21 protein-coding genes are annotated in these 23,291 nt (G+C 40.1%); all 21 read left to right on the top strand.

Annotation, left to right across the window (positions count from 1 at the left end; genetic code table 11):
• The first annotated feature begins 409 nt into the window (after positions 1-409).
• Complete coding sequence (locus tag PW220_RS08785) at positions 410-1,177, top strand: DeoR/GlpR family DNA-binding transcription regulator (RefSeq protein WP_248055460.1); 768 nt, start codon at positions 410-412, stop codon at positions 1,175-1,177.
• 205 nt (positions 1,178-1,382) lie between these two features.
• Entirely contained in the window at positions 1,383-1,805 is a 423-nt protein-coding gene (lacA, locus tag PW220_RS08780) for a galactose-6-phosphate isomerase subunit LacA (RefSeq protein ID WP_002941127.1), read from the top strand.
• Positions 1,806-1,831: 26 nt separating this feature from the next.
• Entirely contained in the window at positions 1,832-2,347 is a 516-nt protein-coding gene (gene lacB / locus PW220_RS08775) for a galactose-6-phosphate isomerase subunit LacB (RefSeq protein WP_018031055.1), read from the top strand.
• Between the two features lie 9 nt (positions 2,348-2,356).
• Positions 2,357-3,289, top strand: a complete 933-nt coding sequence (locus tag PW220_RS08770) for a tagatose-6-phosphate kinase (protein WP_248055459.1) — start codon at positions 2,357-2,359, stop codon at positions 3,287-3,289.
• Between the two features lies 1 nt (position 3,290).
• Positions 3,291-4,268, top strand: a complete 978-nt coding sequence (lacD, locus tag PW220_RS08765) for a tagatose-bisphosphate aldolase (protein ID WP_024378034.1) — start codon at positions 3,291-3,293, stop codon at positions 4,266-4,268.
• Positions 4,269-4,455: 187 nt separating this feature from the next.
• Positions 4,456-5,289: a PRD domain-containing protein gene (locus tag PW220_RS08760; protein WP_105096861.1), complete on the top strand. Its 834-nt coding sequence runs from the start codon at positions 4,456-4,458 to the stop codon at positions 5,287-5,289.
• Between the two features lie 31 nt (positions 5,290-5,320).
• Positions 5,321-5,638, top strand: a complete 318-nt coding sequence (locus PW220_RS08755; RefSeq protein WP_003048451.1) for a PTS lactose/cellobiose transporter subunit IIA — start codon at positions 5,321-5,323, stop codon at positions 5,636-5,638.
• A complete protein-coding gene (locus PW220_RS08750; protein ID WP_024405813.1) occupies positions 5,638-7,317 on the top strand; it encodes a lactose-specific PTS transporter subunit EIIC in 1,680 nt (559 codons plus the stop codon). Before PW220_RS08755 ends, PW220_RS08750 begins: the two co-directional genes overlap by 1 nt.
• A gap of 234 nt (positions 7,318-7,551) precedes the next feature.
• Positions 7,552-8,958: a 6-phospho-beta-galactosidase gene (lacG, locus tag PW220_RS08745; protein WP_024410489.1), complete on the top strand. Its 1,407-nt coding sequence runs from the start codon at positions 7,552-7,554 to the stop codon at positions 8,956-8,958.
• Positions 8,959-9,022: 64 nt separating this feature from the next.
• Positions 9,023-9,916: an aldose 1-epimerase family protein gene (locus PW220_RS08740; RefSeq protein WP_248055458.1), complete on the top strand. Its 894-nt coding sequence runs from the start codon at positions 9,023-9,025 to the stop codon at positions 9,914-9,916.
• A gap of 247 nt (positions 9,917-10,163) precedes the next feature.
• On the top strand, positions 10,164-13,028 hold the full coding sequence (locus tag PW220_RS08735; RefSeq protein ID WP_248055457.1) for an NACHT domain-containing protein: 2,865 nt from the start codon (positions 10,164-10,166) through the stop codon (positions 13,026-13,028).
• A gap of 139 nt (positions 13,029-13,167) precedes the next feature.
• Positions 13,168-13,788, top strand: a complete 621-nt coding sequence (locus PW220_RS08730) for an AbiU2 domain-containing protein (protein WP_248055456.1) — start codon at positions 13,168-13,170, stop codon at positions 13,786-13,788.
• An 899-nt stretch (positions 13,789-14,687) separates the two neighbouring features.
• Positions 14,688-15,515, top strand: a complete 828-nt coding sequence (locus tag PW220_RS08725; RefSeq protein WP_248055455.1) for a lipoate--protein ligase family protein — start codon at positions 14,688-14,690, stop codon at positions 15,513-15,515.
• 8 nt (positions 15,516-15,523) lie between these two features.
• Positions 15,524-16,726, top strand: a complete 1,203-nt coding sequence (locus PW220_RS08720) for an NADH-dependent flavin oxidoreductase (RefSeq protein ID WP_248055453.1) — start codon at positions 15,524-15,526, stop codon at positions 16,724-16,726.
• Complete coding sequence (locus PW220_RS08715) at positions 16,716-17,711, top strand: MsnO8 family LLM class oxidoreductase (protein ID WP_105117345.1); 996 nt, start codon at positions 16,716-16,718, stop codon at positions 17,709-17,711. Before PW220_RS08720 ends, PW220_RS08715 begins: the two co-directional genes overlap by 11 nt.
• Entirely contained in the window at positions 17,708-18,040 is a 333-nt protein-coding gene (locus PW220_RS08710; protein ID WP_023369315.1) for a glycine cleavage system H family protein, read from the top strand. The genes PW220_RS08715 and PW220_RS08710 overlap by 4 nt, the downstream gene beginning before the upstream one ends.
• A complete protein-coding gene (locus PW220_RS08705; protein ID WP_248055452.1) occupies positions 18,033-18,797 on the top strand; it encodes a protein-ADP-ribose hydrolase in 765 nt (254 codons plus the stop codon). Before PW220_RS08710 ends, PW220_RS08705 begins: the two co-directional genes overlap by 8 nt.
• 34 nt (positions 18,798-18,831) lie before the next feature.
• Positions 18,832-19,743, top strand: a complete 912-nt coding sequence (locus PW220_RS08700) for an SIR2 family NAD-dependent protein deacylase (RefSeq protein ID WP_248055450.1) — start codon at positions 18,832-18,834, stop codon at positions 19,741-19,743.
• Positions 19,718-20,743 carry a lipoate--protein ligase gene (locus PW220_RS08695; protein WP_248055448.1) on the top strand — a complete coding sequence of 342 codons (1,026 nt, stop codon included), beginning with the start codon at positions 19,718-19,720 and terminating at the stop codon, positions 20,741-20,743. Before PW220_RS08700 ends, PW220_RS08695 begins: the two co-directional genes overlap by 26 nt.
• Before the next feature lie 20 nt (positions 20,744-20,763).
• Positions 20,764-22,212: an amidase gene (locus tag PW220_RS08690; RefSeq protein ID WP_248055446.1), complete on the top strand. Its 1,449-nt coding sequence runs from the start codon at positions 20,764-20,766 to the stop codon at positions 22,210-22,212.
• A gap of 127 nt (positions 22,213-22,339) precedes the next feature.
• Positions 22,340-23,218: a transporter substrate-binding domain-containing protein gene (locus tag PW220_RS08685; RefSeq protein ID WP_248055445.1), complete on the top strand. Its 879-nt coding sequence runs from the start codon at positions 22,340-22,342 to the stop codon at positions 23,216-23,218.
• Positions 23,219-23,291 lie beyond the last annotated feature (73 nt).

Raw genomic sequence — 23,291 nt, 5'->3', positions numbered from 1 at the left:
TTTTACAAGCTTTTCTGTCGAGCGAGATGCCAACTAACCATCCATTATTTCTCAAAAAGTGGAATAGGTAAAAGGCAGGAGATTTCGATATTTTCTGCCTATTTTTATTTATTCTACTGATGTTATTATTGAGATAATCTCATTTTTGATGAGATACGTGTTTAGCGTGAGTAAACTATCGTTACTCATCGCTAAACACGTAGGCTTGCAGCCCAAAAAGAAAGCACCATGCTTTCTTTTTTCCTTGCAGTCGGTTCTAACGAACCGATGTTTTGCGAACCGCGCAAAACCTGCTCGCGAAGATTGCTCGCATAATAAAGTTGTAATTATCATTTAAAACAAATGTTCAAAATTCCAACATATTCTTGTTTATTTTTGATATAATGTAAAAAACAACAAAGGATTAAACATGAATAAACGAGAACGACTAGAAGAAATTACACGATTGGTAAACAAAAAAGGCACAGTTCGAATTTCTGAGATTGTTGAATTGCTAAATGTTACTGATATGACTGTTCGACGTGATTTTATTGAACTGGAAGAGCAAGGTGTCTTAACAAAAATTCACGGCGGTGCTAGAAGTAATAAGGCTTTTCAATATCGGGAATATTCCCATTCTGAGAAACACATTCAGAATAAGGAAGCCAAACAAGAGATAGCGGAAAGGGCTGCACAGCTGATAGAAGATGGAGACACGGTATTTTTAGGTCCAGGAACAACAGTGGCCTTTCTGGCTGAGGCCATTAAAAATCCTCGCCTAACAGTCATCACAAACTGTATGCCTGTTTTTACCATCCTATCACAAAAGAAGACTGAGGATTTTCAAGTCTTTCTCTTGGGAGGAGAATATCGCCAAGTGACAGAATCTTTTGTAGGAGAAATTACCAATACAAGTTTAGAAAAAATGCGATTCAGCAAGATTTTCTTTTCAGGTAACGGACTTAAGGGAACTGATGTCATGACCTCTACCTTAGCCGAAGCTTATACGCAAAATATTGCCATTAAACATTCTTTAGAAAAATATCTACTGCTAGATGCCTCGAAAATTGGAAAAGATGATTTTACTTCCTTTTGTGATTTGAATGATGTAACTGCTCTAGTAACCGATATGGATGCAAAGGATGAAAATTACCAATTATTAAGTAGGCACATCGAAATTATCACTACAAAATCATAAAGTTATCAAAACCAACAGCGGAATGTTGGTTTTTTGTTTGCATACGAAAAAAATAAACAAAAATAAAACAAAACATGTTGACTTTATGTTTATTTGGTTGTATAATTTAAACATAAAAAGCGAAAACGCTTTTTCTAAGTTTTGCAAAACAAAGATTTTCTGCCAAATATGGCTACAACTTTCTATTTTTGTTAGGAGATAGGTTATGACAATCATTATCGGTGCTGATCCAGCGGGTTCAAAACTAAAAGACGTTATTAAAGATTATTTGCTAGAAAAATCATATGACTTTAAAGATGTCAGTGATGGAAGTGATTTTGTTGATACAACTTTGGCAGTAGTTGCAGAAGTTAATCAAGAGGAAGGAAATCTTGGCATTGTGATTGATGCTTATGGTGTTGGTCCATTTATGACCGCAACTAAAGTCAAAGGCATGATCGCTGCAGAAGTTTCAGACGAACGCTCTGCCTATATGACAAGAGGACACAACAATTCGCGTATTATTACAATCGGTAGTGAGATTGTAGGAGAAGGAATTGCTAAAAATATCGTTAAAGGATTTGTTGAAGGTGAGTATGATGGCGGCCGTCACCAAATTCGTGTCGATATGCTAAATAAAATGTGCTAATTGTTGTAAACAAAGGAGAATAAGAGATGAAAATTGCAATCGGTTGTGACCACATTGTAACCTATGAAAAAATCGCTGTGGTAGATTATTTGAAAAATCAAGGATATGAAGTATTGGACTTTGGGACTTATGACAATGTTCGTACTCATTACCCAATCTTTGGTAAAAAAGTTGGTGAAGCTGTTGCAAGCGGACAAGCAGATTTGGGAATTTGTATCTGTGGAACAGGTGTTGGAATCAACAATGCTGTAAACAAGGTTCCTGGTGTTCGATCAGCCTTGGTTCGTGATATGACCTCTGCACTCTATGCAAAAGAAGAGTTAAACGCCAACGTCATTGGTTTTGGAGGAAAGATTACAGGTGAGTTGCTCATGTGCGACATCATTGAAGCCTTCATTAAAGCAGAATACAAACCAACTGAAGAAAACAAACGTTTGATTGAAAAGATTGCTGCAGTTGAAACGCTCAATCAAGAGCAAGCTAATCCAGAGTTCTTTACGGAATTTCTTGAAAAGTGGGATCGTGGAGAATACCACGACTAGGAGGCTCACATGATTTTGACAATCACTTTAAATCCGTCCGTTGATATTGCCTATCAATTGGATACCTTTCATTTGGATACGGTCAATCGAGTAGAAAAAGTTCAAAAAACAGCTGGAGGCAAGGGGCTCAATGTCACACGAGTTTTGAAACAAATTGGTGAAGATGTTGTAGCAACAGGCTTTATTGGCGGTGAGATTGGGAGCTATGTCAAGAAACAACTCACTCGAAATGATATTAAAAACTCCTTTGTGGAAATCGGGAGCGAAACACGTAACTGTATTGCGGTTCTTCATGATGGCAAACAGACGGAGATTTTAGAACAAGGCCCAACTATTCATGAACACGAAGCCTTGAATTTTATCGAACACCTTGAAATTATTCTGAACAATGTAGATGTAGTTGTCATTTCAGGAAGTTTGCCTAAGGGACTTGCTAGCAATTATTATGTTGAGATTGTAGAACTTTGTAAAAAATACGGTGTAGCTGTTGTTCTGGATTGTTCTGGTGAGGCGCTGAAAAACGTTTTAGAAAGCCAGCAGAAGCCGACAGTTATTAAGCCGAATACAGAGGAGTTATCACAACTAATTGGTAAAGAAGTTACTGATGATATTCAAGAGTTGAAATCAGTTTTGTCGGGTCAACTTTTTCAAGGAATTGAGTGGATAGTCGTCTCATTAGGGGCACAGGGGGCTTTTGCCAAGCACAATGACAAGTTCTATCGTGTGGAAATTCCAAAAATCAAAGTCGTCAATCCAGTAGGATCAGGAGATTCAACTGTTGCAGGTATTGCAGCAGGTTTGGTACATGCCTTACCTGATACAGAATTACTTAAAAAGGCTAATGTTTTAGGCATGTTAAATGCACAGGAAGAACAGACGGGTTACGTCAATTTAGAAAATGCAGAATCGTTGTATTCTCAAATCGAAGTCGAAGAGGTATAATATGGTAGTAACAGCAGATAAAAGAAAATACATGGAAAAAGTAAGCAATGAAGCAGGTATTATTTCAGCTTTAGCTTTTGACCAACGTGGAGCCCTGAAAAAAATGATGGCAAAACATCAGACAGAAGAACCTACTGTGGAGCAGATGGAAGAACTAAAGAAACTAGTTTCAGAAGAATTAACACAGTTTTCTTCCTCAATTCTGTTAGATCCTGAATTTGGTTTGCCAGCATCACGCGCCCGTGACGAACAGTGCGGTTTGCTTTTGGCTTATGAAAAAACAGGCTATGATACTAGCTCTACCAGTCGCTTACCAGATTGCTTAGTAGAGTGGTCTGTAAAACGACTAAAAGAAGAAGGGGCAGATGCGATTAAGTTTCTACTCTACTATGACGTTGATGGTGATCCATATGTCAACCTTCAAAAACATGCCTATATTGAACGCTTGGGTTCAGAATGTCAGGCTGAAGGTTTACCATTCTTCTTGGAAATTTTGAGCTATGATGAAACGATTGAAGACAATGCCAGTGTGGAATTTGCAAAAGTCAAACCTCGAAAAGTAAATGAAGCCATGAAAGTCTTTTCGGATGAACGTTTTGGAGTAGATGTTCTCAAGGTAGAAGTACCTGTAAACATGAATTTTGTAGAAGGCTTTGGAACAGGGGAAGTCGTCTATACAAAAGAAGAAGCAGCTGAATATTTCCGTCAACAAGAAGCATCAACTCATTTGCCATACATCTATCTAAGTGCAGGTGTTTCTGCTAAGCTTTTCCAAGATACACTAGTGTTTGCACATGAAGCAGGTGCTAAATTTAACGGTGTTCTCTGCGGTCGTGCGACGTGGGCGGGAGTTGTGCCAGTCTATATTGAACAGGGTGAAGAAGCTGCGCGAGAATGGTTACGTACTGTTGGTCGTGAAAATATCGAGGGACTTGATGCAGTCTTGTCTCAAACAGCAACTTCTTGGCTAGAAAAATAATTGAAAAATAACCATTTTCTCAAAAGAAAGGGTTTACATTTTCTGAGAATATGCTATAATAATCTCATCAGCAAGAATAGAGTGGATTGTAACTAATTCGATTAGGCAAGACTACAAATGGATTTGAGAGTAGGATATTCTCGGTTTGTTTGTAGTCTTTTTTTGCTTAAAAATATAGGAGGGATACATGTTTAGGATTATACAGTCACTAAATAATAACGCTGCCCTGGTGAAAAATGAACATGGGGAACAGGCAGTCGTGATGGGATTAGGTATAACCTTTCAAAAGAAGAAAGGGGATTTAATTGTTAAGGACAAGATAGAAAATATCTTTTCGCTAAAAAATGATGAAGCCAAAGAAAATTTTCTAACCTTATTAAAAGATATTCCCTTAGATTTTATTTCGGCAACCTACACGGTTATTAATCATCTGGTAGAAACTTATCATTACCCTGTACAAGAATATCTATATGTGACACTGACAGATCATATCTATTGTGCATATCAGGCGGTTTTAAAGAACAGTTATCAAGAGAGTAGGCTACCCAATATTTCAGCCGAATATCCATTGGAATATAAAATGGCGCGTGAAGCCTTAGCTATGTTTCGTGAAAAGTTGCTAAATGATTTTCCAAATGATGAGATTGGTAAAATTGCACTTCACTTAATCAATGCAAAAGGTGAAACAATTCATCCCACAAGTGAAGAACATGATATCAGTAAGAAAATTATTGCTGAGGTTGAACAAATTTTGATAGAGAATGGGATTAAACGCTCTAAAGAAAATAGCAATTTTTATGATCGCTTTATGATTCATTTGTCCTATTTTCTGAATTACTTAGATAGATCCCATCAGTCAAATGAATCGATTGCTAGTTTGGAACAGTACATCAAGCTCCAGAATCCAAGAGCCCATCAGGTTGGAAGTCAGATTTTTGAGATGATTACATCATTGGTTGATGAGCCAGTAAATGATAGTGAAAGGTTCTATATTGTACTACATATTCAACGGTTATTGTAAATCAATTCAATTTTAAAAGGAGGTTCATATTATGAACAGAGAAGAAATTACTTTATTAGGTTTTGAGATTGTTGCATTCGCTGGTGATGCTCGTTCTCGTTTGATGGAGGCACTGGCTGCTGCTCAAAAAGGTGATTATGCAAAAGCAGAAGAACTAGTTGAAGCTGCCAATGCTTGTATTGTTGAAGCCCACCATGCTCAGACAAGTTTGTTGCAGAAAGAAGCGGCTGGTGAGGATTTAGCCTTTAGTGTGACGCTCATGCATGGCCAAGACCATCTCATGACAACATTGTTATTGAAAGACATGATGAGTCATATGATTGAACTTTATAAACGAGGTGATAAGTAATGAATAAATTGATTGAATTCATTGAGAAAGGGAAGCCTTTCTTTGAAAAGATTTCGAGAAACCCTTATTTAAGGGCTATCCGTGATGGTTTTATCGCTGCCATGCCGGTTATCTTGTTCTCAAGTATCTTCCTATTGGTGGCATTCGTGCCTAATATCTTTGGCTTTACTTGGTCTGATGAAGCAGTGGCGGCTATCATGAAACCTTACGGTTATACAATGGGTATTGTAGCTGTCCTAGTTGCAGGAACGACCGCAAAATCTTTGACAGATGCGTTTAACCGTCAATTGCCAAAGACCAATCAAATCAACTTCATTTCAACCATGATTGCTTCAATTTCAGGTTTCCTATTACTGGCTTCTGATGGTATTGAAGGTGGATTTGCCAATGGTTACATGGGAACTAAGGGACTTTTGACAGCCTTTCTAGCAGCCTTCATTACGGTTAATATCTATAAGGTCTGTGTGAAAAACAATGTCACCATTCGTATGCCAGACGAAGTTCCACCGAACGTATCCCAGGCATTTAAAGATGTGATTCCATATGCATTGTCTATCTTTGTCTTGTATGGAATTGATCTTGTTACACGTCAATTCCTTGGAACAAACGTTGCTGAGGCGATTCTGAAATTATTTGAGCCTCTGTTTACTGCCGCAGATGGTTATGTTGGTATTACAATTATCTTTGGTGCCTATGCTTTGTTCTGGTTTGTAGGGATTCATGGTCCATCTATTGTTGAACCAGCAATTGCAGCCATTACTTATGCTAATATTGAAACCAACTTCCAGCTTCTACAGGCGGGTCAACATGCGGACAAAATCCTGACTTCAGGTACTCAAATGTTTATCGTGACAATGGGTGGTACAGGTGCTACCTTGGTTGTGCCATTCATGTTTATGTGGTTGACTAAGTCTAAACGAAATAAAGCAATTGGACGTGCTTCAGTTGTTCCAACTTTCTTTGGTGTAAACGAACCGATCTTGTTCGGTGCACCACTTGTACTCAACCCAGTATTCTTTGTTCCATTCATCTTAGCTCCAATTGCTAACGTATGGATTTTCAAATTCTTTGTTGATACGCTAAAAATGAACAGCTTCAGCGTTAACTTGCCATGGACAACTCCAGGACCATTGGGGATTGTAATGGGGACAAACTTTGCTCCACTTGCCTTTGCACTAGCTATCTTATTGGTAGTTGTCGATGTACTTATCTATTATCCATTCTTGAAAGTTTACGATGAGCAAATTCTTGCTGAAGAACAATCAGGGAAAGTTGAAAATAGTTTGAAAGAGAAAGTGGCGGCTAACTTTAATACTGCCAAAGCGGATGCTATTCTTGAAAAAGCTGCAGTCGAAACCGAAATTTCTGAACAAACTAATGTTTTGGTACTTTGTGCAGGGGGTGGTACAAGCGGATTGCTTGCCAACGCTCTAACTAAAGCTGCAAAAGAATATGGTGTTCCAGTTACAGCTACAGCAGGAAGCTATGGGGCACACCGTGAGATTTTGCCAGAGTATCAATTAGTCATCCTTGCACCTCAAGTAGCATCAAACTACGATGACATTAAACAAGAAACCGATGCATTGGGTATAAAACTTGCCAAAACTGAAGGGGCTCAATACATTAAACTCACACGTGATGGTCAAGGTGCTCTTGACTTTGTCAAACAACAGTTTTAGAAACTATATTCACGGTTCAGCACTTCCATCTAAGGCTAGTTTTTCAGCTACTCATCGTTAGTTTTTTTCAAAATACAGTCAGTATTCCCTCAAAAAACCGCCTTGATTAGCGAAAAACTATCTCTTATATACAAGCACTTCACTTGTGAATACAGGTTCTTAATCAAAAGGGGAGGGAGTTATCATCTCCAACTCCTACCCCTTTATTTATTTTTGATAGAAGAAGGTAGGCATATGGTTAAAACATTACCGAAAGATTTTATATTTGGTGGGGCAACTGCTGCATATCAAGCAGAGGGTGCTACACAGACGGATGGAAAAGGTCGTGTTGCGTGGGACAAGTATCTAGAAGATAATTACTGGTACACTGCGGAACCAGCTTCTGATTTTTATAATCGTTATCCAGTTGATTTAGAACTAAGTGAACAGTTTGGGGTGAATGGCATTCGGATTTCGATTGCGTGGTCTCGTATCTTCCCAACAGGCTTTGGAGAAGTGAATCCAAAGGGAGTAGAGTATTACCATAAATTATTTGCGGAATGCCATAAACGTCATGTAGAACCATTTGTAACGCTTCACCATTTTGATACACCAGAAACGCTACATTCTAATGGTGACTTTCTAAATCGAGAAAATATTGAGCACTTCGTCAATTACGCAGCGTTTTGCTTCAAAGAATTCCCCGAAGTTAATTACTGGACAACCTTTAATGAAATCGGTCCAATTGGTGATGGGCAATATCTAGTTGGGAAGTTCCCACCAGGGATTCAGTATGACTTAGCTAAGGTATTCCAATCTCACCACAATATGATGGTTTCACATGCCAAGGCAGTTAAGCTCTACAAGGATGCTGGATATAGCGGAGAAATTGGTGTTGTACACGCATTGCCAACGAAATATCCTTATGATCCAACCAATCCTGACGATGTTCGTGCAGCGGAACTAGAAGATATTATTCATAATAAATTTATCCTCGATGCTACATACTTGGGTTACTATTCTGAAAAAACGCTTGAAGGCGTTCGACATATTCTGAAAGTAAATGGTGGAGAATTAGACCTTCGTGATGAAGACTTCGCTGCCTTAGATGCCGCAAAAGATTTGAACGACTTCTTGGGCATCAATTACTATATGAGTGATTGGATGAGAGCTCATGATGGAGAAACGGAAATTATCCATAATGGTAAAGGTGAAAAGGGAAGTTCTAAGTATCAAATCAAGGGAGTTGGTCGTAGAGAATCTCCAGTCGATATTCCGAAAACGGATTGGGATTGGATTATCTACCCACAAGGTCTTTATGATCAAATCATGCGTGTGAAAAATGACTATCCAAACTATAAGAAAATCTACATCACTGAAAACGGCCTAGGCTATAAAGATGAGTTTGTAGATGGTACAGTCTATGACGATGGTCGAATTGATTATGTGAAAAAGCATTTAGAAGTGATTTCAGATGCTATCTCAGATGGTGCCAATGTTAAAGGTTATTTCATCTGGTCCTTGATGGATGTATTTTCTTGGTCAAATGGATACGAGAAACGATATGGTTTGTTCTATGTTGACTTTGAGACCCAAGAACGTTATCCAAAGAAAAGTGCTTATTGGTATAAAAAAGTAGCAGAAACACAGGTTATTGAATAAAACTAATACAAGGATGCCTAGCTCAAGTTAGCATCCTTGTTTTCATATAAGGGAGGTAGTTTTTATGTTCGAATTAAAAAATGAGAACTTAACAGTACAATTTTCTGAATTAGGTGGACAAATTATTTCTATTAAAGACAAGGATGGTATCGAGTATCTTTGGCAAGGAGATCCGACCTATTGGAGCGGTCAAGCACCAGTTCTATTTCCGATTTGTGGAAGTTTACGAAATGATTGGGCTATCTATGAACCTGCAGAAAGACCGACATTTACAGGCACAATTCCAAGGCATGGACTTGTACGAAAAATGATGTTCAAAAATGTAAGGAGAACCGAAAATTCTTTGGAATTTTCTATTTCATCAAATGAGGAAACCGTAAAAAATTACCCTTTTGAATTTGAACTTTCCATTAACTACTCACTACTTGGCAATACAATCCGAACTGAATATCGGGTGAAAAACCTTGAGGGACATAGAAAGCTACCTTACTTTATTGGGGGTCACCCAGGTTTTAATTGTCCTTTGTTGGATGGTGAGAGTTATGAAGACTATTATTTAGAATTTGAAAAAGTAGAATCTTGTACGGTACCTAGAAGTTTTCCAGAAACTGGCTTACTTGATCTGCGAGACCGCCGGCCATTCTTGGAAAATCAAAAGACCTTGGACTTGTCCTATAAACTGTTTGAGCATGATGCCATCACATTGGATCAATTAGCATCACGAAAGGTAACCTTAAAATCCAAAAATCATCAGAAAAAACTTTCGATTGCATTTGATGATTTTCCATATTTAGTGATTTGGTCAACTACAAATCAGAGTCCCTTTGTCGCATTAGAACCATGGAGCGGACTCTCTACTGCATTGGAAGAATCTGATATTTTCAATGCCAAACGAAGTATTAGTTATGTTGCGCCAAAAGAGGTTGATACAAAATATTTTGATATTATTATTGAGTAAATACCATAGTTAAGTAATTTAAATATTCTATGGAAAACACTCAAAAACCCCATTGGCTGAATAAGTCAGTGGGGTTTATTGCTTAATCTAATATTATGAAAAATTAAATTAATTGTTGGAGGGGGTTCAGCTGTATTTTGAGAAAACTTTATCAATGAATTAATTACGAGATGATAAAGCGATACAAAAATCGTAGTAGATGTATTCCTATGGGGTATGATATACTTAGTGAGAGAGGACATTACATATGCTTATTATTTCATTAATTGAAAATTTACTGATAGAGGAGCTTGGAAATTACTTTAGAGGTATCTTTGGAAAAATGCGACTAAAGTGCTTTACAAAAAGGCTAAAGAATGAAATTGAATATTCAGTATTACAACAATATGGAAATGAAATATATTATCTTGATTTTGATCAATTTTTGATTGAACAGGATGTGCTAAACAAAATTATTAAAAATTTTCTTAATCAGGATATTCTACAATCAAAAACAATAAATCAATCAGTAGATTTTTATATCAAATTGTTTATTGAAAAATATCCTAAATATAAATTATATAATAGTAAAATAAAACAAATTCTTCAAAAATATTTTGAAATTATATTTAGACAACTCAATAAAATAGGGACTCCTGAATCGCAGGCACTGTGTCGGACTATTAGAGAGATTATCGATGGAATAGACAGGCAGTTGCAGCACATAACGTCTATTGTAGATGATAATAATGCGATGTTAAAACAGGTTGTAGATGGTAATTTTAGAATACGTTCTTATATTGAAACCTTGTTAACAACATTAGGTGATTCATTTGATCAGTCCAACTATTTTGAACGTAGTTTATTTCAAGATACCGAAGGTAGTAAGGAAAAAGATTCGTTAGATACCCTTTTACAATACCGTAAAGTTGTATTGAAAGGAGAAGCTGGATTTGGAAAAACATTTGAAATCTTTAAACTGATAAATCAGTTATGTGCAAAATATTCTAATTATCAATTAATTCCTGTATATGTTCCGTTAGTGGAGTACGTGGACGGTTTAGGAACATTATTCGAGATTATTCAATCGAAAATGGAGCCTTTTTGTGAAGGAAATTCTAAAGAGGCTATTAATCAGCTATTCGCTAATAATCAATTAGCACTGTTCTTCGATGGTATTGATGATATTATTGATGAGAGAAAGAGATTGAAATTTTTTTCTGAAGTCAATCAATTAATGACACAATATAAACAAAATTTTTTCTTTTTTACCACACGAAATAATCGTTATAAGAATGAGCTTGGGGAAGAAAAGAATTTCTTTCTAACGAATCTTACTGATGGTATGATTCAAAGTGATTTAATTAGACTTGGATGGTATAGTAATCTTCCTAAAGCATATCTTGAATTGTTTAGAAACCCTTTGTTTTATAAGATTGGTAAAACTGTTCTGGCTAATAGACAAAATAAGGAGTTGTTCAATAGAACCCAAATTTTTACAGAGTATTTTGAAAATAATTATCGCTACAAAAATAGTTATTCAGAATTATCCCTATATGAAACATTAAATCTTTTTGGCAAATTTTCTTACGAGCATTTTGATCGGTCTAGTTTTACATACAGTGAAGTAGATAAAATAATAAGTGCTTATCCAGTTTCTACACCAAATAAAAGAAATATAATTGATTATTTTATAAATTTTGGAATTTTTAGTACTTCAGATAGAATTAGTTTTTCTCATAAGCTATTTAAGGAGTTTTGTGCGGCATACTATATTACGAATAACCTAACAGTTTCATCAGATACTGAACTTCTTGAGAAGCTTATCTATAATGAAGAATGGCAAGAGGTAGTTATTTTTATCTCAGGATTATTTTCAACTATTGATGAGCAGGATAAATTTTTAGATTATGTTCTACAACATAACTTACCTCTTTATATTGAATGTGTTAACTCTAAAAATGATTTATTGAGGAATAATGGAAGAACTGATTTTTCCATAGAGAATCATGTGGAACGAATTTTATCGGAAATTCATACAACTTATACATTTATAGTAGAGAACTATTTTCATCCTATATCAGAGCAGTTTGAACCATTTATAACAGAAAATAAAGTGGATTCTAAAATCGGGATTACTGGAAGTATAGTAGAAAATAGTCTTTATTATTGGTTTGATATCGTGGATAAAAGTGTTCCAGATGTAAAAGTTGTCAGCTCTAATCTACTGAGTCAAGTGCGTCAAGAATATCAGGCTACAATATTTTTAAAAACCACTAGGATGGTTCAGCATAGTATAAACTTGGAGTTATCAGGATTTATAGGGGATAGTGGGCGAAAAATTGCAGTAGAGCTTATTAAAAGTAATTTGAAAGATATATTAGAAAAACAATCATTACCAGCAAGTAACTATATTTTATGTGAACTTTTAAAAGAAACCATAGATAGGTTATCTTGGCTTAAAGATATTGATGAAATCTCTTTGATGAGTAAAGAGGTTAGAAAAAGGATAGATGAAGCCCTTGAAGATTGTCCGGAAGTTTTAAGCTATACAACATCGGAAGGAGTAGAGTTGTTTAGTTTAAATAAATTGTTATCTATTTTACTACACTCTGGTGTGGATTATAGGAGTTCTATCATACCTGGTCGTGATAGAGAATATTCAGAATCAAATGGCTTAACAATGAACTTATATTCTACGAAAAGAAAAATAGAAATAGTTGAAACATTTTTTAATTTCGCTGAAGTGAGTTATCTGGAAATGGTGAAATATAACTTTCCTAAAATTTATAGATATTTTTCAAAGTTTCAAGATATGCCGTACAAATTACTTATCACTTACAAAGATGATGAAAGTAATCCGTGGATAGGATATTATCACGTAGCATATTCAGGAGATAAAAATTTAGTTGAAGTATCTCATAGTGATTCGTTTAAGAATTATGAAGGAGCATATGATGAAATAATACAAAGTTACAATTTGTTAAATAGAGTTCCTAAAGATATTTCTACTCATGAGAGTGCTTTCTCAAATCTTTTATTCTCAAGAAATATTAGTAAAAATACTCCATTAAGTGACTATGTCCATAAAGAGATAAAGAACAGTTTAGAGGAGATTTTCGGAAAATTTTAGTAGATTAGTGTTTATAAAGTGAGTCTAATTTGAGTGAGCATGGTGACTAAAGAAATTGTAATCTCGAAAATATTTTTGAAGCAGAATGAACTATCAATTTGAGTAAAAGTAAGAAGATTTATTAAATAGGTGTTAGCTTATGAATGATTATGATTTAAAAGATTTTGTAGGAAAGAATTTTGCTGATGAATTACCAGATGATGACTCTAAAATAATGATTCATTTTCATACTATGATACTTGAACTTGGATCAATAATTGCTGCACTTGAAATAATAAAAATTGTAAACAATGAGTGGCATGATAGAGTAGTGAAGTCATCTATTAGATATGATATAATACGAAATGTGACATATGAATCTTTGTTTTATAGAGTTGTCTTCGGTATAACTAAAATTTTTGATATCAGAGAAAAAAATGGTATTTTTAAGATTCTATCTAGGTTGAGACATAGTACCAAAGATAGATCTCTTTTATCAATTTTGAGTACCATTCAAGAGGGTATTGATAAAGAACAAAAAAATATTGATGAAATCAAATTGCTTCGCGACAAACTCTTGGCTCACTTAGATAAAGAGATGGTCTTTTCAACAGAAAGATTAGACATTGACATTCTATACTATTATTTTGAGGCGATAGAAATTAAGTCCATATATACAGCTTGTATCGAGTTATATAATACTTTATATGGAGATAATCAGCAACAAGTCGAACTTCCTAAAAGAGAAATAATTTTGAAAAGATTTTTTCTTGAAGAATAACTCGTATTGATTAGTTTTTTGTCTTCTTATACCGATAAATTTATAAAATACTTGACCTATCATTTTGAATTTGATTAATAAATTATCCATCTATAAGATAAAGTAGGTCAAATTAGTTTGACCTACTGATGACTAGTCTATTTTGTGGTGTTAATTGGTGTCAATTTTATCCAAATTTATGGATTTTAGTCCATTTTCATGGAAGTTTCAAACTGTAAGATGTTGATATAACGGGATTTATAAGGGTTGAGAATTCTTCGTTTTCAATAGCGAAATTCTCAAAACGTTAAGAACCAGCTACATTACAGCATTTACAACACTTCATGGTTCACACCATGGGGTGTTTTTTGTTACTTACTCAAGGTACTCAGGTTAAGTTTGTTTTTGTCGCATTTGTCGAAGTACTTACAGATTGGTCGTTCCGTGAGTAGCTGTGAAGCTGTGCACACAAAGAGCAGCACACCAACAAGTTCGGATAACATGTATATTAGAATCATCTCCCCACTTGCACTGCATGGTGAATGGGACTTAGATAATATACTATAAGATTAAGAAAAGAGGTAGTCTAACATCTGAGCTGCTCTTAATGACGACCATAGATGTTAGCGAAGAAATGTTAGCGAGAGAGCCCTCTGGTCTTCTTAGGCCCCTCTTGAAAGCCTTCTAATAGAGTAGCGGATTTATCCTAGCCACGTTCAGAAAAATCTATGTATGAGCAAATAGTCCATACCAAGGTTAGGGCAGAGGTCTCAACTTCACTGTATTGTGCAAGTAGCCTTCCCCTTTTGAATAAACAACAATAAATATATACACACTGAAAGCAAGTTGAATATTTTTGCTCCTACATCAGCTAGTCTGTGTTAAAATAGGAATAGCAAATTGAAAGAGAACGCTTACGAATGAAATCTTGGGTTGAGAATGTGATCATAAAAAAATACGAAGATCGGTCTGGTTTGACGGGTTTGAAACAGGGACCACTGGTGTGGACTGAGGTCTTTTTGCGCGAGGTCAATCGTCAGTCCAATACAGGGATTTTGCATTTTTGGCCCATGGACCAAACGGTCATTCTGGGGATGATGGACAGTCAGGTTGCCCAGCTGGACAGGGGCTTAGCCAGTATTGGTCGGGCGGGCTACAGTCCTATTATTCGGAGTTTGGGTGGTCTAGCTGTGGTAGCAGATGAGGGGATTTTAAATGTCACTCTGATTTTGCCCAATCCTTCTGGTCACAAGGTTGATTTGAGGGAATCCTATCAGGTCATGGTGGATTTGATTGCTCAGGCGCTTTCGGATTTTCCCTTCGATGTGGTCAGTGGTGAGGTGGCAACTTCCTACTGTCCTGGGACCTACGACCTTAGTATCAAGGGGCGGAAGTTTGCTGGATTGGCCCAGCGGATTTACCAAGAGGCTATTGCCATTTCTGCCTATATCAGTGTGTCAGGCAATCAAGTCAAACGTGGGCAAGTAGTGGCGGATTTTTATGCAGCAAGTTTTGCTCCGCAAGAAGTAGCGGACAGATTTCCGCAAGTAAATCCGAATTCGATGGCCAATCTGTCAGACTTGGTCGGTCAGGCTTTGACGGTGGAGGATATGAAAACACGAATTGAGCGTGTCTTGATTGAAAACGGGGCTTTTCTGACCACCTTTTATCCTTCGTCGGACAACATGGCTGATTTTATGGCGCTCGGAAAGACCATCAAGCAGTCTATGGAAAAATATGGTATCTAGGAGGAAGTATGGAAGCCTATCAAGCATTATTTGAAGCTCTGCCATTGCACCAAACCGTCCTAGCCAACCGTTTTGTCCTATCGCCCATGGTGACCAATTCCTCCACAGCAGATGGCTTGGTGACTCAGGATGATTTGGACTATGCGGAACGGCGGGCGGATGCGGCTCCCTTGCAAATCACAGGGGCGGCTTATGTGGACCCCAAGGGGCAGTTGTTTGAGTTTGGTTTTAGCGTGGCCAAGGATGAGGATGTTCCTGGTTTGCGAAAACTGGCCCAGGTCATGCAGTCCAAGGGGGCAAAGGCGATCTTGCAGCTGACCCATGCTGGTCGTTTTTCCAGCCATACCCTTCAGCGGGACAAGCTGGTCTATGGTCCCAGTCCCATGAAGCTCCATGCACCCTTTCCCCATGAGGTGAAAGAGTTGACTATAGCAGAGCTGGAAGAGCTGGTTGAGGCCTATGGTCAGGCGACGCGGCGAGCTATTGAAGCGGGTTTTGCGGGAGTGGAGATTTCTTCTGCCCAGCGCTTGCTGATTCAGACCTTCTTTTCGACTTTTTCCAATCAGCGTCAGGACCGCTATGGCTGTCAAAACTTGGAAAATCGTTCCCGTTTTGGTTTAGAAGTCTTGCGGAAGGTTCAGGAAGTGATTGACCAGTTGGCGCCAGCTGACTTTATCCTCGGTTTTCGGGCAACGCCTGAAGAAACAAGAGGAGCCAGTATCGGCTATTCTATCGAGGAATTTTTACAGTTCATGGACATGGCTTTGGATGTTGCAAGGATTGACTACCTAGCCATCGCTTCATGGGGACATGATGTCTTTCGCAATCAGGTTCGAGGAGCTGGGCGTCATCAGGGGTGCTTGGTCAATCAGGTGGTTCATGATGCCTTAAAGGATAGGCTGGTGGTTATGGCGACAGGGGGAATCAATTCGGCGGAGAAGGCTATTGAGGCCTTGGAGCATGCGGATATGGTTGGTCTATCAACACCTTTTATCACCGATCCTGAGTTTGTCCACAAGATCGCGGCCGGCAAACCAGAAGAGATTCAACTTCGGATCAAGTCAGAAGACCTGTCCAAGCTGGCTATTCCCCAGGCTTCTTTCAAGGATATTGTTCCCTTGATGGACTATGGGGAGTCGTTGCCGAGGGAATCGCGAGAGGTTTTCCGTAGCCTAGAAAAACACTACGAGGAGGAAAGGTATGAAGATTAGTCTCTTGGACTATGGGCTTTTGGATGAGGGCCGGACCTATCAGGAGGCCTGGCAGGATAGTTTGGCGCTGGTGCAGGCGGCGGATCGCTTGGGCTACCATCGGTTTTGGTTGGCGGAGCACCACAATGTCCATGCCCTGACCATCGGCAGTCCCGAGGTCGTGATTCCTTACTTGGCCAGTCGGACCCAGCGGATTCATCTGGGTTCGGGCGGCATCATGGGCTTGCATTATTCGCCTTATAAAATAGCAGAGCTGGCAGCCAGTTTGGAAACTCTGTTTCCAGGTCGGGTGGACATCGGCTTGGGAAATTCTACCGGAACGGCTCTGGTTAAAGAGCACATGCGTAGCCAGTTTCAACCCAGTCAATTTGACAAATGGATCCAGCAGTTTACAGGCTATCTGACAGGAAGAGATGAAGTCATTGGTCTGTCGCCCAAGCTGGCAAGCTACCCAGAAATCTTCACCTTGGGGATGGGTGGGCAGTCCATGGCTCTGTCTGCTAAGGAGGGCTTGGGCTATGTCTTTGGTAGCTTCCCTTACATTCCCCATGATCCTGTGGAAACAGCTGGAAAATTGGCTCAGGATTACCGTAGGGAGTTTCAGCCGTCAGACATCATGGCGCAACCGCATTTTGCCCTGGCCCTCTTTGTAGTGATTGCGGAAACCAGTCAGGAGGCAGAAAATCTGGCAAAATCGCTAGATATTTGGATGTTGGGCAAGCAAGATTTTAATGAATTTACCCATTTTCCAAGCCTAGCCACCTATCAGGCCTATGATCTGACGGAGCAGGATAGGGAAAGAATTGCCCAGCACCGCAGTCGGATGATTATTGGCAATCCAGCAGAAGTCAAGGAGCAACTTGAAAGACTGGTTGCAGCTTGTCAGCCAGACGAACTCCTCTTTATCCCCTTGGTTTCAGGGATTGATAACCGCTTGAAAGCCATCGAATTACTAGCACAAATTGTAGAAAGTGAGACACTATGAAAAAAATTGCCAACTACCTCTGGGTAGAAAAAGAAGATGCTATTTACACTATTCGTATGACAGCAGAGTTGCAGGATGATGTCGGTACACTTGGTTTTGTTATTTTTTCCGACAAGGAAGTCTTAGAAGTCAATGATGAGATTCTCAATCTCGAAGCCTCAAAAACAGTTATGGCTATCCTGACCCCTATTGCAGGTCGGGTGGTAGAGCGCAATACGGCTGCTCTGGAACAACCAACCTTGCTCAATTCGGAAAAACCAGAAGAAAACTGGTTGATTCGCTTAACCGATGTGTCTGAAGAAGCCTTTTTAGCACTTGAAGATGCTTAAGGAAGAGATGCTAGACTTGCTGGGGTCTATGATTGCCATCTTGAAGACTGAGAATGGTGATCTACAGTCAGCGGAGCTTGAATTGACTAGTCTTGAAGAAGCTATTCCGATTTGGAGAGGTTTGGTCAATCAACGACCAGCGGGACCGATTGGGGCGGACTATCTGGTAGCGGAGGAGGCCTTTCTAGCAGCCTATCATGAGGAACATATGCAGGATGTGTCAGTCTGTCAGCCGACGAGCGACCCTCAGATTTTTCTCTATCCAGGAGATTTGTGTCATTTGCAGGTTGATGCAGTGGTCAACGCTGCCAATAGTCAGATGCTGGGCTGTTTTATCCCCAACCACGCCTGTCTGGACAATGCCCTCCATACCTTTGCTGGTTTGGAGTTACGCCAGTTTTGTGCCAAGAAAATGGAAGACCAAGGTCTTCCAGCAGCAGTTGGCAAGGTCATGGTGACACCTGGTTTTCACCTGCCAGCTGGTTTGGTCTTTCACACGGTGGGACCCTTTATCCCAGAAGGTAAGCCAGTTTCGGCTATTCGGAGAGGGCTCTTGGAGCAGTGCTACCTGTCCTGTTTAGAGGAGGCTCAGGCGCGTGGTCTTAAAGCAATCGCCTTTCCAGCTCTATCAACAGGGGAATTTGGCTATCCCAAGGACCAGGCGGCGGAAGTGGCAGTTCGAACTGTCCGCAAGTGGCTGACGGAAACAACCTATCCCCTAAAGGTCATTTTTTCGACCTATACGGTGGAAGACTAGAGCTACTATACAGCCTTATTAGGAGAAAAGGAGGATGTCCATGTGGCAGACGCTTAAACAAGAAGAAAAAACTCAGGCGGAGCTGCTTGCAGGTTTGCTGGCTGAAGCTGATGCGGTGGTGGTGGGCATTGGAGCAGGCATGTCTGCGGCGGATGGCTTTACCTACATCGGTCCACGTTTTGAAACAGCCTTTCCAGATTTTATCGCCAAGTACGGCTTTTTGGATATGTTGCAGGCTAGCCTTTTTGACTTTGAAAGCACGGAGGAATATTGGGCCTTTCAGAGCCGCTTTGTTGCCCTTAATTATCTGGACCAGCCTGTTGGTGCCTCCTATATCCATTTGCGGGAGCTTTTAGAAACCAAGCCCTATCACATCATCACCACCAATGCAGACAATGCCTTTTGGGTTGCCGACTACGATAGGAATAAGGTTTTCCACATTCAAGGGGAATACGGTCTCTGGCAATGCAGTCGCCATTGCCATGACCAGACCTATCGAGATGATGCCCTCATTCGTCGGATGATAGCAGAGCAGGAGGATATGAAGATTCCCTATGACCTAATTCCGCGTTGTCCAGTCTGTGATGCCCCTTTCGAGATTAACAAACGCAATGCCGAAAAGGGCATGGTTGAATCGCCAGATTTCTTTGCCCAAAAAGCTCGCTACGATGCCTTTTTAGAAGAGCATCAAACAGGTAAGGTCCTCTATCTGGAAATCGGGATTGGCTTTACCACGCCTCAGTTTATCAAGACTCCCTTCCAGACACGAGTCCAGCAAAATCCCCAGGCCCTCTATGTCTGTCTTAATCAAAAACACTATCGCCTACCTCTGCCTATTAGGGAACGAAGTTTGACCCTGGCAGAAGACGGTGCCCAATTATTAAAAGAAACCCATAAAATTTATTTTAAAGGAGAAAAACATGTATCTAATAGAACCAATTCGTAACGGCCAATATGTCAGCGATGGAGCAGTTGCTCTAGCTATGCAGGTCTATGTTCAGCAAAATGTCTTCTTGGATGATGATATTCTCTTTCCCTATTACTGTGACCCCAAGGTAGAGATTGGCAAGTTCCAAAATGCCTTGGTCGAAATCAATGAAGACTACCTCAAAGAGAACAATATCCTTTTGGTTCGTCGGGATACAGGTGGCGGTGCCATCTATGTGGATAAGGGTTCTGTCAATGTCTGCTATTTAATTCAAGATAACGGGATTTTTGGAGATTTCAAACGTGCCTACCAGCCTGCTATCAAGGCCCTACATGAGTTGGGAGCTGTTGAGGTAGAGCAAACAGGCCGCAATGACCTGGTGATTGAAGGGAAAAAGGTGTCAGGTGCAGCCATGACCATCAGCAACAACCGTGTCTATGGTGGCTACTCTCTCCTTTTGGATATTGACGAAGAAGCCATGTCCAAGGTCCTCAATCCCAACAAGAAAAAGATTGAATCAAAAGGTATCAAGTCTGTCAAAAGCCGTGTGGGTACCATCCGTCCATACTTGGCAGAAGAATACCAGTCTGTCACAACAGAGGAATTTAAGAACCTCATTACTTGCAAGTTATTGGGCATTGAGTCCATCGACCAGGCAAAACGCTATGTCTTGACTGAGGAAGACTGGGCAGCTATTGACAAGTTGGTGGCAGACAAGTATAAGAACTGGGAATGGAACTACGGTAATTCGCCACAGTATAGCTACCACCGTGATGGTCGTTTTGCTGGTGGAACAGTGGATATTCACCTCGAAGTTGAAAAAGGCCGCATTGCCAAATGCCGTATTTACGGAGATTTCTTTGCCAAGGGCAATATTGACGAAGTCGAAAACAAGCTAATCGGCACGCGTTTGCTCGAAGATGATCTTCAAGCAGCCTTGGCGGATTTGGACATGGCGCATTATTTCGGGAAGATTAGTGCGGAAGAGTTGGTCGGCTTGATGCTGAGCGAAGGATAAAAGCAGAAATAGAGGTCCCTATGGAATGGAAAGATGCGACAGCCATGGCTCAGGCTGTCAATCAGAAACAGGTTTCTGCCAAGGAATTGGTGCAAGAAACGATTGACAGAATAGAAAATCTCAATCCCACCCTCAATGCGGTTGTCAGCAAGCAATATGAAGAAGCCATGAAAGAAGCAGAAAAAGAAGACTATCTGGGCAAGCCATTTGCAGGGGTTCCCTTCTTGCTCAAGGATTTGGGGCAAAATGAAAAGGGGCAACCATCTTCTGCAGGTTCTGGCCTGCTTGCTGGTCGACCAGCAGGCCATACCGATACCTATGTCCAACGCTTGAAGGACTTGGGTTTCATCATTGTCGGTCGAACCAACACACCGGAGTTCGGCTTTAAAAATATCTCAGACGCCAGCCTGCATGGTCCTGTCAATCTTCCCTTGGATCCTAGTCGTAATGCCGGTGGATCAAGTGGTGGTGCAGCTGCAGCACTAGCTTCAGGCATGGTTTCTATTGCCGCTGCATCTGATGGTGGTGGGTCTATTCGTATCCCAGCCTCCTTCAATGGCTTGATTGGGCTTAAAACCAGTCGTGGTCGGATTCCAGTTGGACCTAAGTCCTATCGTGGCTGGCAGGGGGCATCTGTCAATTTTGCCCTGACCAAGTCTGTCCGAGACACCCAGCGCCTGCTCTATCATTTCCAGGACTATCAGCTAGAAGCTCCCTTTCCCCTTGCCAAGCTGAGCGAGGAGGAGGTTTTTGGAAAAGGTTCACGCCCCCTTAAAATCGCCTACTATACCAAATCTCCAGTAGGGAGCAAGGTCAGTTCTGAAGCGGTAGAAGCGGTTCAAAAAGCCTGTCATGACTTGGCAAATTTGGGGCATGAAGTGGTGGAATTATCAGAGTATCCTCTGGATGGAGTGGCCCTAATGAAATCCTTCTACCTGATGAACAGCGTGGATACGGCCCAGATGTTTGACGATATCGAAGCAGCTTTTGGGCGTCAGATGACCCTGGATGACATGGAAGTTATGTCCTGGGCTATTTACCAAAGCGGGCAAACCATTCCGGCCAAATTGCACTCCAAGGCCCTCTTGGACTGGGACCAGTTTGGAGCCAGAATGGCACATTTTCATGAGGAATACGACTTGCTCCTGACGCCGACAGTGGCTGATGTAGCGCCCAAGCATGGGCAATTTGACCTATCAGCAGATTTGCTGGACCGCCTCAAGCAGACCCAGAACTATTCCATGGAAGAGCAGCAGGACTTGATCTGGCAAATGTTCGAGGACAGCCTAGCCCTAACTCCCTTTACGCAGCAGGCCAATATTTGTGGTCAGCCAGCAATTTCTCTGCCAACTTATGTGCGGGCTGACGGATTGCCGATTGGTATCCAATTGACAGCAGCCAAGGGACGAGAGGATTTACTCTTGCAGTTGGCAGACCAGATGGAAGCGGCAGGTTTACTCAACTTGTAAGGGAATTCATTTTTCAGATAAAATACTTGCCAAATCTCTTTAAAAGTGTTACCCTATAAAAGTTGGTGGGTTAACACCGAGAAAAAGAAAAAAGAGAAGCCTAAGCTTCCAAAGGAGATTAGAACCTATGTTGAAAAAATTGTTGGCATCAGCCCTGCTTGTTTCATCAATTACTCTTGCAGCTTGTTCAAATACTTCAACAAGCACAGAAAGCTCTTCTTCAGCTAGCCAAACCCAGTGGGAAAAAGTACAAGAAGCAGGTGTCTTGAAAGTTGCTACACCAGGAACCCTCTTCCCAACTTCTTACTACAACGATGCCAAAGAATTGGTCGGTTATGAAATTGACATGATCAATGAAATTGGTAAGCGTTTGAAACTAGAAATTGAATACCAAGAAATCGGTGTGGCAGAAGCCTTTACAGCGGTTGACAGTGGTAAGGTAGATATTTCTGTTAACAACTTTGACATGACCGAAGCTCGTAAGGAAAAGTATAACTTCTCTATCCCTTACAAGTATTCAGTTGGTGGTTATATCGTCCGTGAAGATGGTTCATCAGGGATCGAAGCAGCTGACTTGAGCGACTGGACTGGCAAGAAAGCTGGTGGTGGCGCAGGTACTCAGTACATGAAAATTGCTGAAAAGCAAGGTGCGGAGCCAGTTATCTATGACAACGTAACCAACGATGTTTACTTGCGTGATGTATCAACAGGTCGTACAGATTTCATTCCAAACGACTACTTTACACAGGTAATGGCTATTAAATGGGCTAAGGCTAATTTCCCAGACATCAAAGTGAAGATGGGTGCAGCTCAGTACAACCCAACTGAACAAGGGATTGTCATGAGCAAGGCTGATACAAGCTTGAAAGAAAAAATTGACGAAGCTCTTGAAGCAATGAAAGCTGATGGTACCTTGAAAGCTATTTCTGAGAAATACTATGCAGGACAAGACCTATCAGTACCAGTTGAAAATGCTGATAAATTGCCAGTTATCGAAGTTGAATAAGACTTGGTAAGAAATTAAATTGTATGTTGTATAGACTTTGTCAGTTAAAGACTGGCAAGGTCTATCTGGTTTT

Source organism: Streptococcus sp. 29892, from assembly GCF_032594935.1.
Taxonomy (GTDB): domain Bacteria; phylum Bacillota; class Bacilli; order Lactobacillales; family Streptococcaceae; genus Streptococcus; species Streptococcus hyiners.
Note: the sequence above shows the minus strand (reverse complement) of the source record. Positions and strands in the feature narration are given on the sequence as shown.

Coding starts and splice junctions, on each gene's coding strand:
- PW220_RS08785 (WP_248055460.1), top strand. CDS start 410: ATGAATAAACGAGAACGACTAGAAGAAATTACACGATTGGTAAACAAA.
- lacA (WP_002941127.1), top strand. CDS start 1,383: ATGACAATCATTATCGGTGCTGATCCAGCGGGTTCAAAACTAAAAGAC.
- lacB (WP_018031055.1), top strand. CDS start 1,832: ATGAAAATTGCAATCGGTTGTGACCACATTGTAACCTATGAAAAAATC.
- PW220_RS08770 (WP_248055459.1), top strand. CDS start 2,357: ATGATTTTGACAATCACTTTAAATCCGTCCGTTGATATTGCCTATCAA.
- lacD (WP_024378034.1), top strand. CDS start 3,291: ATGGTAGTAACAGCAGATAAAAGAAAATACATGGAAAAAGTAAGCAAT.
- PW220_RS08760 (WP_105096861.1), top strand. CDS start 4,456: ATGTTTAGGATTATACAGTCACTAAATAATAACGCTGCCCTGGTGAAA.
- PW220_RS08755 (WP_003048451.1), top strand. CDS start 5,321: ATGAACAGAGAAGAAATTACTTTATTAGGTTTTGAGATTGTTGCATTC.
- PW220_RS08750 (WP_024405813.1), top strand. CDS start 5,638: ATGAATAAATTGATTGAATTCATTGAGAAAGGGAAGCCTTTCTTTGAA.
- lacG (WP_024410489.1), top strand. CDS start 7,552: ATGGTTAAAACATTACCGAAAGATTTTATATTTGGTGGGGCAACTGCT.
- PW220_RS08740 (WP_248055458.1), top strand. CDS start 9,023: ATGTTCGAATTAAAAAATGAGAACTTAACAGTACAATTTTCTGAATTA.
- PW220_RS08735 (WP_248055457.1), top strand. CDS start 10,164: ATGCTTATTATTTCATTAATTGAAAATTTACTGATAGAGGAGCTTGGA.
- PW220_RS08730 (WP_248055456.1), top strand. CDS start 13,168: ATGAATGATTATGATTTAAAAGATTTTGTAGGAAAGAATTTTGCTGAT.
- PW220_RS08725 (WP_248055455.1), top strand. CDS start 14,688: ATGAAATCTTGGGTTGAGAATGTGATCATAAAAAAATACGAAGATCGG.
- PW220_RS08720 (WP_248055453.1), top strand. CDS start 15,524: ATGGAAGCCTATCAAGCATTATTTGAAGCTCTGCCATTGCACCAAACC.
- PW220_RS08715 (WP_105117345.1), top strand. CDS start 16,716: ATGAAGATTAGTCTCTTGGACTATGGGCTTTTGGATGAGGGCCGGACC.
- PW220_RS08710 (WP_023369315.1), top strand. CDS start 17,708: ATGAAAAAAATTGCCAACTACCTCTGGGTAGAAAAAGAAGATGCTATT.
- PW220_RS08705 (WP_248055452.1), top strand. CDS start 18,033: ATGCTTAAGGAAGAGATGCTAGACTTGCTGGGGTCTATGATTGCCATC.
- PW220_RS08700 (WP_248055450.1), top strand. CDS start 18,832: ATGTCCATGTGGCAGACGCTTAAACAAGAAGAAAAAACTCAGGCGGAG.
- PW220_RS08695 (WP_248055448.1), top strand. CDS start 19,718: ATGTATCTAATAGAACCAATTCGTAACGGCCAATATGTCAGCGATGGA.
- PW220_RS08690 (WP_248055446.1), top strand. CDS start 20,764: ATGGAATGGAAAGATGCGACAGCCATGGCTCAGGCTGTCAATCAGAAA.
- PW220_RS08685 (WP_248055445.1), top strand. CDS start 22,340: ATGTTGAAAAAATTGTTGGCATCAGCCCTGCTTGTTTCATCAATTACT.